A 14,131-nucleotide genomic window follows, 5' to 3' on the forward strand; every position below is an offset into this window, starting at 1 on the left:
CTCAATGACTAATGACTAATGACTAATGACTAACCGAAAAAATACGCTACACTCATGTTAGGGGCCAACCGACGACGGTTCGTCACAAGACTTCTTGGAAGATATCCCTATCGCAGGAAGTGGGTAGATACCCACTTTTTTTATTGAATTCTCGCATGACTCATCCTTTAGTTCCACAAATTATTGACCTAGCGATACCAGTAGCAGAACAACTGGGACTAGAAGTTGTTGGTATAGTTTTGCACACGAACCAACGTCCGCCAGTTTTGCGGGTAGACATCCGTAATACCCAACAGGATACCAGTCTGGATGATTGCGAACGGATGAGCCGTGTATTAGAAGCCTCCTTAGATGCGGCAGAGATAATTCCAGATGCTTATGTATTGGAAGTATCCAGTCCTGGGATTTCGCGACAACTGATAACAGACAGGGAGTTTATTTCCTTTAAAGGATTTCCTGTAGTTATCTCCACTTCTCAACCCTACGACGGACAGCAAGAGTGGACAGGTCAGTTGATTCGTCGGGGTGAAACAAAAATTTACTTAAACCAAAAAGGTCGTGTAGTTGAAATTCCCCGACCCCTAGTTACTAGGGTGCAGCTGGATGAGCGCCGCTAACTAATTTTAGACCAGAGATTTTAGATTTTAAATTGAGAATTTTAGATTCTTATCTAAAATTCTCAATTTAAAATCTTTGTAGCGGTTGCTGACATAAAAGTTAAGGAGAATATGCTTATGTCAATGGTTACTTTACCTGGGTTAAAAGAATTAATTGAAAGTATTAGCCGCGAGCGAAATTTACCTCGTTTGGCAGTGCAATCATCTATTAGAGAAGCATTACTTAAAGGTTACGAACGTTATCGCCGCGCCCAAAATTTAGAACGCAAACAATTTGATGAAGATTATTTTGATAATTTTGAAGTAGAACTGGATATTGACGGAGAAGGCTTTCGAGTTCTTTCTACCAAAACAATTGTCGAACAAGTCAATAACTCTGACCATCAAATCTCTCTCGAAGAAGTACAACAAGTAGCACCAGAAGCCCAATCAGGGGATTCAGTGGTGCTAGATGTCACCCCAGATCAAGGTGAATTTGGGCGCATGGCAGCAATGCAAACTAAACAGGTATTAGCGCAAAAATTGCGGGATCAACAGCGCCAAATGGTGCAAGAAGAATTCCAAGATTTAGAAAGCACCGTTTTACAAGCCAGAGTTTTACGATTTGAAAGGCAGTCTGTAATATTGGCAGTCACCAGTGGTTTTGGTCAACCAGAAGTAGAAGCTGAATTACCTAAACGAGAACAGTTACCTAACGATAATTATCGAGCCAACGCCACGTTTAAGGTATACCTAAAAAAGGTATCCCAAGGTCAGCAGCGTGGACCTCAACTACTAGTTTCTCGTGCTGATGCTGGATTGGTAGTTTATTTATTCGCCAACGAAGTTCCAGAAATAGAAGATGAAGTCGTGCGAATAGTCGCAGTAGCACGAGAAGCTAATCCGCCTTCCCGTTACGTAGGTCCAAGGACTAAAATAGCAGTAGATACCCTCGATCGTGATGTAGACCCAGTTGGGGCTTGTATTGGCGCTAGAGGATCTCGAATTCAAGTAGTAGTCAATGAGTTAAGGGGTGAGAAAATAGATGTAATTCGCTGGTCTCCAGATCCAGCAACTTATATTGCTAATGCTCTAAGTCCAGCACGAGTGGATGAAGTGCGGCTGATGGACCCAGAAAGTCGGCAAACGCACGTACTGGTAGCTGAAGATCAACTCAGTTTAGCTATTGGGAAAGAAGGGCAGAATGTTCGATTAGCTGCTAGGTTGACAGGTTGGAAAATAGACATTAAAGATAAAGCTAAATATGACCATGGCGCAGAAGATACTAAATTTGTGGCTGTCAGGGCAAAATATCAACCGGAAGATGATGAAAATGAAATGGAGGAACTAGAGTATGAAAATCAAGAAGAATTAGAATTAGAGCATGATAGATTTGGCACTGGTGACGAAGATTAATCCTAAACAGCTTTTGCTAGGCCTTATCTGTTCACTTTCGAGCCTTAAATGTAAATTAAAAAACATTTAGCAGGTGCCACAATAAAGAAAAAATAACAAAAACTAAATTTTTAGTAGAGTACGAATTGCTGACCTGACTGAGTAAAAACTCGATGAAACCGAATTATCGGCGTTGCATTAGTTGTCGCCGACTAGGACTAAGAGAAGAGTTTTGGCGGATAGTCCGCCTCTTTCCATCTGGAAAGGTACAATTAGATGAGGGCATGGGGCGTTCAGCCTATATTTGTCCACAAACTAGCTGCCTACAAGCAGCGCAGAAAAAAAATAGATTAGGGCGGTCGCTACATGGAGCAGTGCCTGAAACAGTGTATCAAACATTGTGGCAGCGCCTAACCGTAAGCAATACCCAAGAAAATCAGATTTAATTGGAAAAACTCCAAAACGGTAATTTCTAAAAAGATTGTGATGAAAGTCTCATAACTGGCGCTCTCATCACAACCTCTGGTATCGTTGGGGTTAGTGCCAAAATAGTAAATGGGTGTAGAAGTAAAGCGACTCTCCAAAATAGAGAGGGACTATAAAACAATACTCCCAACAAGTTTTACTCGATTGTGTTGTGGAAGACTCAGAATCGGCAAAACAAAAAACTTAAGCATGGTAACCTGGTAGCGCTCAAGCCCAGTTCGGCGTCAAGGCTAACCAGAAAAATTTTTGATTTAAAAAATTTTTCTGGTAGCCAGTCAACCATCATTTCCGATGGAGATGCCAGCATTAAACCGAAACATCTCTCTTTCCTAATTGGAGGCATCGGCAACATCACCAAGGGTAACCTAAAAAACAGTGATCAAAGGATGGAGATGTCGCAAACCAGGCAACCATCCGCTAAAACTGTAAATTTAAGGGGAAAGAGTGGATGAACAACGGAAAAGTTAGAATCTACGAATTATCAAAGGAATTGAATTTGGATAACAAAGAGCTATTAGCAATTTGCGACCAGCTCAACATTGCGGTCAAAAGCCATAGCAGCACCATATCAGAATCTGATGCTGAAGAAATTCGTACAGCTGCGCAGAAACTCGCAGCTACGAGTGTCACGCCCAAAAAGGAATTAGGTACAAATAACCATAAACCAAATTCACTTCAAACTGGCGGACGTAACCGACCTGCTGCAACCCATAAACAACAAATTTTGGAAATTCGCAAACCCAAAATATTGAGAAACACTACCTCACGCCCTGATAGCGATTCAATTACTACCAATAACCAAGTTCCTTCGTCCGATAGCTTACAAGACGGAGCCTTAGTTAATTCTCCCTCTCCTCCAAGGCCTTTCGCTACACAAGTCTCACCCATGAAGCCGACGGCACCAACTCGACCTGTACCCCGGAATCAATCGGAGACCCCGCAGAAACCCAAGATTCCGGAAACGGATAAGACCACAAATCCAAATCCTCCAGAATCTGAAAAAATAGCAGCGGAAAAACCAGAAAAAACAGTTTCTCCCAGGCCAAAACCAGAAAAAACTCCAAAACCACAACTGGTAGATCCACCCTCAAGACCAGCAGAGGAAACAGAGCCTGTAAGTGAACAGCTATCTCAGGCAGTAAAACCCATCCTCAAACGCGAGCGTCTAAAGCGTGGAGATGAAGAACGTGAACAAGGTAAGCCAAAAGTAGGCAAACCAAGCACAGAGCAAAGAGCGCGTTCAACTCCATCATCTCCCACCAGACCAGAACCGAGAGGAAACAGACCATCTCCTCTAGGAACATCATCTATAGATGTACAACGCCCCAGACCATCTCGCCATAGTGAACCTCCAGCTGCTCCAGTTGCTACCCCACCAAGACAGATAGCAGGAGTAGGGGCAAAAAAAGAGGGATTAGATGATACCCCAATCACACCTGATCTCCTTGATTTAAAACGCCCATTGCCGCCTCGAATAGCCAAAGGTGGGAAAAAATGGCAAGAAGAGGAAATAATTGACGAGATTAAAGAAAAGGCAAAGGTTGGACCAAAAGGTAAACGAGCTAAACCCATCCTAGATGATGATTTTGAAGAAGACGACTTGCTTGATGAAGATGGGTTGGCAATTCCTGCCACCGTCCAAGTAAGCCTTTCCATTGCTCGTCCTTCTAAACCCAAGGTGACTAGATCTCCACAGCAACCAACCCTAGCTGCGTACGCACCAACTACTAAAAATAAAAAATCGGGTTCATACCGTGACCAAAACCGTCGTCAACAAGAAGTAGAAGTCAAGCGTGAGCGTCCAGAAAAACTGATCGTCACAGGACCCTTGACAGTACAGGAGTTGGCTGAAGGCTTAGTGATGGCCGATACAGAGATCGTCAAGATCCTGTTTATGAAAGGCATGGCGGTAAGTATTACCCAAAACCTGGATATTCCGACCATTACCTTAGTAGCTAAAGAATTAGAAGTAGAAGTTGAAACGGCAGAACCAGAAGCAGAAGCCCGCAAAGTCACAGAAATGATTGACATCGCGGATCTCGAACACCTGATTCGTCGTCCACCAGTCGTGACAATTATGGGTCACGTAGACCACGGTAAAACTACTCTGCTCGACTCAATTCGCAAAACTAAAGTAGCGGCTGGTGAAGCTGGTGGTATTACCCAACACATTGGTGCATACCATGTGGATCTAGAAAATGAGGGCAAACAACAACAGATTGTTTTCCTAGATACCCCCGGTCACGAAGCCTTCACAGCGATGCGAGCTAGAGGCGCAAGGGTGACAGACATTGCTATTTTGGTAGTTGCCGCAGATGACGGAGTGCGTCCGCAAACAGTGGAAGCTATCAGCCATGCTCAAGCCGCAGGTGTGCCAATTGTTGTCGCTATTAACAAGATTGACAAAGAAGGCGCACAACCAGAGCGCGTTAAACAAGAACTAACCAATTATGGTTTAACCGCAGAAGATTGGGGTGGTGAAACCATCATGGTTCCTGTGAGTGCCATCAAGGGAGAAAACCTAGATACACTCCTAGAAATGGTTCTTCTTGTAGCAGAAGTAGGAGAACTATCTGCCAATCCAAATCGCGTCGCTAAGGGAACAGTTATTGAAGCCCATTTGGATAAAGCTAAGGGTGCAGTTGCTACCCTGCTGATTCAAAATGGGACTCTCCATGTTGGAGATATGTTAGTAGCTGGCTCGGCATTTGGTAAAGTCCGGGCAATGGTAGATGATAGAGGTAAGCGTGTAGAAGCTGCAAGCCCATCCTTTGCTGTTGAGGTATTAGGTTTAAGTGATGTACCTGCAGCAGGTGATGATTTCGAGGTGTTCGCGAACGAAAAAGAAGCTCGCTCCCTCGCAAGTGATCGCGCCGACAAGCAACGCCAATCCCGCCTGTTACAAGGAAGAGTCACACTGACAACCCTATCAGCTCAAGCACAAGAAGGCGAATTGAAAGAACTTAACTTGATCTTGAAAGGAGATGTCCAAGGTTCTGTAGAAGCCATTATCAGCTCTCTCAAGCAAATCCCTCAAAACGAAGTACAAATTCGGATGTTGTTGGCTACTGCTGGAGAAATCACAGAAACAGATATAGACTTAGCTGCCGCTAGTAACGCCGTCATTATTGGCTTCAATACCACCTACGCTAGTGGTGCCAGACAAGCTGCCGATGAAGCAGGTGTAGACGTGCGTGAATACAACATCATCTACAAACTCCTAGAAGATATCCAAGGAGCTTTGGAAGGTCTATTAGAACCAGAGTTGGTAGAAGAACCTCTAGGACAAACAGAAGTACGTGCTGTCTTCCCTGTTGGTCGTGGTGCAGTAGCTGGTTGTTATGTACAATCAGGCAAACTGCTTCGCAACTGCAAAGTGCGTGTACGTCGTGGCAATAAAGTGGTCTACGAAGGCGTTCTTGATTCCCTCAAACGGATGAAAGAAGATGTCCGCGAAGTCAATTCTGGTTATGAATGTGGTATCGGTATTGATAAGTTCCATGACTGGGCTGAAGGTGACATCATCGAATCCTACCAAATGGTAACTAAACGTCGTACTCTTACATTAACTAAGTAGTCTTGAGTACCGACTGTTGAGTGCTGAGTACATTTATGAGTGTTGAATTGACATAATATTTAGTTCATTCAACTTTCAAAGAAAAAAATCTCAGCACTCATAACTCGCCAGAAACATATACTGCAAAAGGGTGAGACTTGGACTTATGTCATACTGATAGCGCAGTGTGGCGTAAGCCATGGGTAATCTAGTGCAGGGCAGTATCTCGGAGATACTTCACTTTCTCTTTTAGAGACGCTCCGCGAACCTTCAGAATCACACTTTTAAACCGTTTTTAGTATATCAGCTAAAGTGGTAGATAATAGGTAAAAATCTGCTTCTTGAACATAAAAAGGCATTAAATCAGTAGTTAAAGAATTTCCTTTTAATTAACAAAATAAGTTGTTTTGATAGATTGCTATGAGTATATTCCTCATTTTAGTGATCAAGTAAGACAGAATTTACTCTTATATAAGCGTTCTCTTTAGAAGAGATTAACTAAGATTTCAGAAATTGAGAACTAAGGGTGGATTCCAACCTGCCCCATTTGAAAAATGTTAGATTTAGCTTGTTTGGTTTATGTCTTATCCCTTGGAGATGAAAAAAGTCATCAATCCAAAATCCAAAATCTAAAATTGTTTGACCCTGGAAGTTAAAAATGAGGAATGAGGAACTATGGCTCAAATTTCAGCTACTAGCCCAGGCCAACTTTCTCGTGATAATCGAATTTGGCAAAACCTTAAGTATGCCATTTCTGCTAGTTCCGGTTTTCAAAGCTGGCAACTAGAGTGTAATACTCAGTTACAAGGCTTGCACTTAGAACAGCAACTACAACGGTATTTACGAGAAACATTAGAAACTTTAGCTTATTAATAACTCAGTAAACCTTTGGAGCGTTGTTAATTGGTAAACAATTGGCGGCGGAATGCATGGGAAATCACTTCTCAGACATCTACAGGCCAAATCCGTGATAAAATGCCACCATAACCATACAATTACCTTTTTTTTATTGAATACAGTTCAACTCACCCCCACATGCTAAACATTGTGGCTCAAGTTAACTGAACCGTATTGTTCTTTCATGAAAATTTTCGCTGAATAAGTGTTGATCATCCAGTATAGTTTTGCATAGATTTTCTGTAGATCAAAAAGTTCTTGGTGGACATCGGGATACAATACTTTTTGGTGCTTGCGGAAAGGGGGAAAGGAAAGAAAAACCTTTTATCAATCCTTATTTTTTCCAATACATCACACCCCAGTACCAGCCTCAATAAATAACTTTGTGATCTGCTGATTTTACAAATAAACGCTGTCCTCCCAAATGGTGTTGAGAGTAACGTCATCAAGTACATTGCAAAAATAAAATGAAATATAGCGGTTTTCACATCTCTACTTTATCTTTAGGCGCTAGTCTAACCGCTTTGTTGGTAATTGCTAGTAGTTCCATGCTATTAACCAGTCAAGTAAATGCTGGTTCTCCTCCTACTGTGATTGCACAAATTCCAGCAAGTGCAACAGTGATTTATGTTAATCCTGTGATCGGTCAAGATAGTTCTAGTGCTGGTATTACCCCAGAAGCACCCTATAAAACTATTACCTTCGCTCTTTCGCAGGCTAAATCAAATACAGTGATTAAACTCGCTCCTGGTACCTATACTAAGGATACTGGGGAAACTTTTCCCTTACTGCTTAAACTAGGAGTGATACTTGTCGGTAATGAATCTATCAAAGGTCAAGGAACAGTCATCATCGGTGGTGGTCATTATATCAGTCGTACCTTTGCTAGACAAGATATTACCATCCTAGCGGAAAATACTACTATTGCTGGTATTACTGTTACCAACCCTAATCAACGAGGTACGGCTGTTTGGGTAGAGTCAAGTAGTCCAACTATCAAAAACAATACTTTTACTGACAGCATCAGAGACGGTGTTTTCGTTACAGGTACAGGTAATCCCAAAATTGAAAACAACCTTTTTATCAAAAACCGGGGTAATGGGATTTCAATAACTAAATATGCTCAAGGTGAGATACGCAACAACTCATTTGAAGATACTGGTTTTGGTTTGGCTATTGGTGGTAGTTCGACACCCTTGGTAGAAGGAAACCAAATTCTTCAAAACCAAGACGGTATATTTATCTCCGAATCTGCTAAACCTATTTTGCGTAAGAATGTCATTCAGAATAATAGGCGCGATGGTATTGTCGCAACTATTGACGCTCTACCCAATCTTGGTACTAATGACAATCCTGGTAGTAATCTCATCCGTAATAACACTCGTTATGACTTGAATAATTCTACTAAGGTTAACAGGATTGTTGCTATTGGCAACGATTTTGATCAAAAGCGGATTTTTGGCGCAGTAGATTTTGTGGCTGCAACTGTTAACCCTCCTACAGGTGGAGGTACTACAGGTTCTACCGGTTTTCAGGATGTACCAACAGGTTATTGGGCAAAAGCCTACATTGAAGCTTTGGCTTCCCAAAATATTATTGCGGGTTTTCCTGATGGTACTTTTAAGCCTAATGATCCTGTAACTCGCGCTCAATTTGCTACCATTATAACCAAAGCTTTGGCACCACCGTCTAGACGGACAGCAATTCGATTTAACGATGTAAATAGCAATTTTTGGGCTTATGGAGCAATTCAATCAGCTTACCAAAGTCAATTTGTGGCTGGGTATCCTGATGGTACTTTTAAACCACAGCAACAAATTCCTAGAGTTCAGGCTTTAGTTGCTCTAGCTAATGGTTTAAACCTTACTGCCAACAATGAAAGTATTCTTAGTTTTTACACAGATGCTGCTCAAATCCCTAATTATGCAATGGGATCTGTTGCTGCTGCAACAGTCAGGCAATTAGTGGTTAACTATCCCACTGTAAAATTACTTGATCCCAATCGTGAAGCTACTAGAGCAGAAATTGCAGCTTTTGTTTATCAAGCACTTGTCACTATTGGACGGGCGCAACCAACACCTTCTCCTTATGTGGTAACGGCTCAGTAGTCAGATCCTAGGAAAAGAGGTTGTTGCATGAGTTTTAGTAGCGTGGGTTATGCTGCTCTAACCCACCATAGTTTTATAAGTTGGAATTTTTAACCTTTAAGACCCTTTTTGCCGCCTTTGTTCCCATCGATAAAGAAATACCATCAGGCCAACTATTCCCGCTTCCAGGGTAAAGTTAGGTAAAGCACTGTCGATGTTCCTACCAGCAAGTATTTGAAAGGAAAATACAAATGCACCAATAAAACCAGAAGCACCTATACCAACATATATAAATTGGCGCAAACCACGATAGGGGGCTGTTATTTCAGCTTTGAGCTGAGCATACTGCTTGGAGTTGAGGCGATTTTTAGGATTTGGTTCTACCATTTTTGTAAAAATATGCTATGATATCAAATCGTATATGCCGATGTGGCTCAGTGGTAGAGCAGCTGATTCGTAATCAGCAGGCCGTGGGTTCAAATCCCATCATCGGCTTTAATTATTTGTTTTATTTAACAATACCAGTTATGTGTCTACTTGGTGCTACTGAAACTGGCGGTAGTATTTATTACTGAGGTCTAATTTGGTGGATCTGGTAGCTATAGTATATTGGCTGTGTGTGGGTATAAGCTTTGATATTGCCTGTGAAACTCTGAAAAGGCTGAAGGCAAAAGAATCGGAGTGGTTTACTTCTGGTCAAGTGAAGCAATTGATCTTGTTGTCACCACAGGATGCTCCGCTTTCCTTGATATAATTTTACCGGGAAAGGGCGATGTGTGGTGATAAAAGGATTATTCACATGAGTATCATTCAGCAATTAACACAAACTGATCTTTTTAAACGCAATAAATGTACTGATGATTGGGAAACTAGTATATTTGTTGGTCCTCCATTTCGATTAAGTTATACAAAAGTAGGAATCTTGGTAGCTGATGCTTTGAAACAAAGAGCTAAAGCCATTCCTCAAGGTTGCTTTTTATTAGCTTTTTATGAAAATAAACTTGATAAATAAAACGATATTGAAGCAATATAACTCAGAGTTATTCAATCAACGACATTAACAAGGGATCAGGAAGTAATTAGTAGCATACTTGAATAGTATAAAGATGATATTAAAACAGGAGAACCTAAGAAATCTCAGTTAGATACTTTTACCAGGTATGAATTCTCCTTTAGTGGTTTAGAACGTCAAATTTTAGGTTATTTTTATATTGATGAAAATGGAGAAACTCGTTTTGCTACAGACTTAGAAAAGTCTAATAGCGTAAATAATTACTCAGTTGTTCAACCTTTAGCAGATATTTTAAAAGGAATTGTTAACTATAGGGAAAATGGAAGTACTCGAGGCTCTAGAGATATCAAAATAGGTAAAGTTCACTATAGTTCTAGTAGTCGTTTTCAACAGCAAGAAGAAGATGTGATAGTTTATGTTCAAGCTGCCGATTCTGCAGGGAAAAGAAGGGCTGTTTTTGGGATGACTAGGACAGGAAAATCTAGCACAGTTAAAAAGATAATTCAATCTTGTGTTGGAATGAGCAATAATGCACATCTTACTTTAGATAAGAGTCAAGGAATGCCAGAACAAGTCCTTAAACTTTTAACAGAAGATAATTAATAACCCTCAATATCCTATTGGAGAAATTATTTTTGATATTAATAGGGAACATGCTAACCCTAATCTTCAGGATCAAGGTACAGGAAGTTTCGATTTATATCAAGAACTAACAGTTAGATATTGAACTCTTCCCAAAGAAGGGTTTAGAGAAGTGAAAGTCAATTCCTATAAAGAAGTTGAAAACGGCTTTGAATTAATTAAAAGCTATCCCAGTATTCCTGAAATTTTTGGGGTGATTCATGGGAAACGTGGCGCGAACCAAAGCTGAGAATACTGCTAATCGTTTCTTTATCCCCAAGTAAATCAACAACTCCCTTACCATAAACAATAAAGTCGCCAAAATAGGAGGGTGAGTTGATGATACTTTAAGCATTAACTCCAATTTCCTTGAGGCTTGGCAAAACCAATAAGTCTTGAAAATTCCTTCCAGGTTTCCTAACGTATTAAATGCAGTATAAGGGTTTGAGATTCCACACTGCCTTTTAAACGAAACGCTTATGTGTGTTTAATTTTGGTAAAATCGGCAAAAATTTTGTAGGCTTTTATTTTAGCTAATGTATTGCATAAATTCAAGGATAAGCATCACCTAATTTGCAAACTTCGAATTTACCAGCTTCACCGATGCTTTTCACAATTGTACCAATTTCATGTTTGTGGGCAGTGATAGCGATTGCCAGGGGCGCAGCACCAGAGGCGAGTGCTCGGTCTGTGGGTTTTTCCGGGGATTTTGGCGATAATATTATCGGCGCGATCACACTATACCTGAACCCCCAAGCCTGTAAATCGTAAAAACAAAAATTCGTTAATTTCTGTTTCTACACCACTAGGCGAATGGTACATTACTAATTCTCCAATATTATTAAATAACTGTTCGTAATTCCACATTTATATGATTGTAGATTTGAGACGTATCAGTGCTATTAATATCTTAAGTTATATATACACTTACATCAGATATCAGAATAAATGAAGTACACTATCTAGTTTCAAAGCTGCGTGTAAAGCCTTTTGTACACCTGACTCATAATTCTGTTGTGTATAGTCCACTTTCCATTAAACATACGAATCATATATAAGTTATATCTCAACCAAGGAAAAATATTCTCCAAATACCAACCTGTAATTCTGTTGCAGAATAACGGCTATATCTTCAGCAGTGTCTAGCAGCAGTATGCCGTCTATTTTCCCGGTTTGGTTCTGAGGAAGGTATTGCTGGTCACATTACTGCCCACGATCCAGAAAACCCAGAACACTTTCGGGTTAATACCCTTGGTGTCCATTTTGGTTTAATTCGAGTTAGCAACCTGATTTTAGTTAACCAGAATGGTGAAGTAATTTATGGTGATAGCCCAGTAAATCGGGCAGCTTTTGCTATTCATTCTCAAGTTCATACCGCCCGTACTGATGTAATAGCTACTGCCCATACCCATTCTATGGTACGGAAAAAGTTGGTCTACCCTTGGTCGTCTCCTTGATCCCATTACCCAAGATGCTTGCGCTTTCTAGCAAGACCACAGCCTATTTGCAGACTACACAGGTGTCGTTCTCGACCCAAAAGAAGGTGAACGTATTTCCCAAACGTTAGGTAAAAACAAAGCCATTATTCTCCAGAACCACGGCTTACTCACAGTAGGGAAAACAGTTGATGAGGCAGCTTGGTGGTTCATTACAATGGAGCGTTCTTGTCAAGCACAATTACTACCTGAAGCTGCAGGGAAACGCGATCCTATCCAACCAGAGTATGCAAGCTTAACCCACTCTCAGGTAAGTTCTCATGAATTGGGTTGGTTTAGCTTTCAAGCGTTGTACGAGATGATTGTGCAGCAAGAACCAGATTTGTTGAATTAAGAGTCTTTTGTTGACGTTTAATAACTCCTGTTACACCGAACCCCCCCAGACCCAACAGTCCCTAAGCTGCTAACGCAAAAGTTTAGCCTTATTTCGATTGGTACATTATTAAATTGCAAGCCGCATCAAGCTGTAGATATCAAAAACTTGTAGTCGAAAATAGTCTGTTTGACATTTTTTATCCAGCAATTCACAGTCGTGAGGACACGTTTATAACCGCTTGGTATAGTTTGTTTTTACACCTTTAATTTCAAAGCCTCGGTTGCTGAAATTCCCTCACTCTGAATACCGAAATATGACAAAGCCGCACCAGCTTCAGCACGAGTTACAGCTTTTTTGGGTTGAAATAATGTTGTATACCCAAACACCCGACGAATATTTGATTGTTGAGCACCTTGGAAATCAGCCAAAATTGCTCTTAGTGCTTTAGGGTCAATTTTTTCTGTATCTTGGAAACCCCAGGTTTGCTTGACGGCTTCTAAGTTAGCAGCAGGTAAGGCTTGACGAGTATCTAATGGGACTTTCCACAATAACAATTGTTCTCTTGTTAGGGGTGCATCAGGACGAAATAAAACTGCTGTCGTATCTCCAGATAAAGAACTGGGAATTAATCCTGCTTCTGCTAATCCTTGAACTGTGAGAAAATCAGGATCTTTAGGTAAAACATCTCTAAAAGCAGGTTGATCATTTCCTGATGCTAGACGAATTTGTTTACCAGGATTATTAGCATACATGGTATTATTAGCAGCAACTAGCCAACGAGCATATTCTCTGCGGGTAATGATTTTATTAGGTTGGAATTGGTTATTTCTAGAATTAGAGTTGGGTTGAGTTTGCTCTGGTTCTATTGACAATACACCCAATGTTGCCAAATCTTGAATCTGTTTTCGCCATTCTGCTGGTGCTTGATTTAGGTCACTAAATTCTTGAGGTTCAGATGTGTTTTTTGGGATAACTGGTTGTTGGACTACATTTGCATTGGGTATGATAGGTCCAATAAACTGTGGATTAGGTGGTTGGGCAACTTCACTGGAGTTTGGATTTGAATTTTGATTTAAATCAGGTTGATTAATGGTAGGTTGATTGATGGCAATTTCATTAGCTAAGTATTCAATTAATAATTCAGTTGTAGTTTGAGCTTGATTGGGTGTCACGTTAGTAACTGATTTTGGTCGAATTGTTACTTTTAAAAGTAAATTATTTTGCTTTACTTCAAAAATACCTTCCGTATCATCTTTTGGTTGTTGTAAAATCTGCCAGTTTTGGTTTTGAAACTGACTTCGGTAAAAGCTAGTGATAAAATTGGTGGGGTCAGAACTTTGCCAGCGAGTTATAGTTTTTGGTTCTGAGTTTTCTGAGTTGTTAGCAGGTTTGACTTCTTGTAATGTAGCATTGGGATATATAGGAACTTCTTGAGGAAAATCTGTAGGTAACTGAACTGTAGGTGTGGTTGAGATTTCTTTATTCTTAGCTTGTCCGAAAACTGTAGGGTTATTTTGCAGCAGGGGATCTGCTGCTAAAGACTGTTCCAAATTTTTGGATGCAGGACTGTTAGAACAGGCTGTTAAGGAAGATAATAAAACAGCCATACTCAGAAAGATAGCTGGACGTTTAGAAGACAACACAGGAAATTATAAATCTAGTTTCATTT

10 protein-coding genes, 1 tRNA gene and 2 pseudogenes are annotated in these 14,131 nt (G+C 40.5%); 10 read left to right on the top strand and 3 right to left on the bottom strand.

The features are described 5' to 3' along the window. Positions 1-155 precede the first annotated feature (155 nt). From rimP to AAZO_RS02920, 6 genes are all read left to right on the top strand, one after another. The gene (gene rimP, locus AAZO_RS02890) at positions 156-617 is read left to right on the top strand and encodes a ribosome maturation factor RimP (protein ID WP_013190103.1); all 462 of its coding nucleotides are present in this window, start codon (positions 156-158) and stop codon (positions 615-617) included. 117 nt (positions 618-734) lie between these two features. Beyond that, on the top strand, positions 735-2,012 hold the full coding sequence (gene nusA / locus AAZO_RS02895) for a transcription termination factor NusA (protein WP_013190104.1): 1,278 nt from the start codon (positions 735-737) through the stop codon (positions 2,010-2,012). 152 nt (positions 2,013-2,164) lie between these two features. Further along, entirely contained in the window at positions 2,165-2,437 is a 273-nt protein-coding gene (locus tag AAZO_RS02900; protein WP_013190105.1) for a YlxR family protein, read from the top strand. Between the two features lie 488 nt (positions 2,438-2,925). Then, a complete protein-coding gene (gene infB / locus AAZO_RS02910) occupies positions 2,926-6,054 on the top strand; it encodes a translation initiation factor IF-2 (RefSeq protein ID WP_013190106.1) in 3,129 nt (1,042 codons plus the stop codon). A 654-nt stretch (positions 6,055-6,708) separates the two neighbouring features. Next, positions 6,709-6,906 (top strand): hypothetical protein, encoded by a 198-nt coding sequence (locus AAZO_RS02915; protein ID WP_013190107.1) that lies wholly within the window; start codon positions 6,709-6,711, stop codon positions 6,904-6,906. Between the two features lie 491 nt (positions 6,907-7,397). Then, positions 7,398-9,038 (top strand): DUF1565 domain-containing protein, encoded by a 1,641-nt coding sequence (locus tag AAZO_RS02920; RefSeq protein ID WP_013190108.1) that lies wholly within the window; start codon positions 7,398-7,400, stop codon positions 9,036-9,038. 96 nt (positions 9,039-9,134) lie between these two features. Here AAZO_RS02920 and AAZO_RS02925 read toward each other — a convergent pair whose 3' ends face one another. Beyond that, entirely contained in the window at positions 9,135-9,404 is a 270-nt protein-coding gene (locus AAZO_RS02925; protein ID WP_013190109.1) for a DUF3493 domain-containing protein, read from the bottom strand. A 36-nt stretch (positions 9,405-9,440) separates the two neighbouring features. On the opposite strand from AAZO_RS02925, the gene AAZO_RS02930 reads away from it, so the two are divergent. From AAZO_RS02930 to AAZO_RS34795, 3 genes are all read left to right on the top strand, one after another. Beyond that, positions 9,441-9,512: transfer RNA gene (locus AAZO_RS02930), tRNA-Thr, on the top strand. 277 nt (positions 9,513-9,789) lie between these two features. Continuing rightward, positions 9,790-10,029, top strand: coding sequence for a hypothetical protein (locus tag AAZO_RS34790; RefSeq protein ID WP_049790530.1), 240 nt, complete (start codon positions 9,790-9,792; stop codon positions 10,027-10,029). Between the two features lie 405 nt (positions 10,030-10,434). Continuing rightward, on the top strand, positions 10,435-10,632 hold the full coding sequence (locus AAZO_RS34795; protein ID WP_049790531.1) for a hypothetical protein: 198 nt from the start codon (positions 10,435-10,437) through the stop codon (positions 10,630-10,632). 572 nt (positions 10,633-11,204) lie between these two features. Here AAZO_RS34795 and AAZO_RS28455 read toward each other — a convergent pair. Next, positions 11,205-11,517 (bottom strand): annotated as a pseudogene (locus tag AAZO_RS28455) (M42 family peptidase); the annotation flags it as partial. Between the two features lie 194 nt (positions 11,518-11,711). On the opposite strand from AAZO_RS28455, the pseudogene AAZO_RS02950 reads away from it, so the two are divergent. Beyond that, positions 11,712-12,480, top strand: a pseudogene (locus AAZO_RS02950) (class II aldolase/adducin family protein). A gap of 236 nt (positions 12,481-12,716) precedes the next feature. Here AAZO_RS02950 and AAZO_RS02955 read toward each other — a convergent pair. After that, positions 12,717-14,105, bottom strand: coding sequence for an S-layer homology domain-containing protein (locus tag AAZO_RS02955; protein WP_041639406.1), 1,389 nt, complete (start codon positions 14,103-14,105; stop codon positions 12,717-12,719). Positions 14,106-14,131 lie beyond the last annotated feature (26 nt).

The sequence above is a fragment of the 'Nostoc azollae' 0708 genome, from assembly GCF_000196515.1.
GTDB lineage: Bacteria > Cyanobacteriota > Cyanobacteriia > Cyanobacteriales > Nostocaceae > Trichormus_B > Trichormus_B azollae.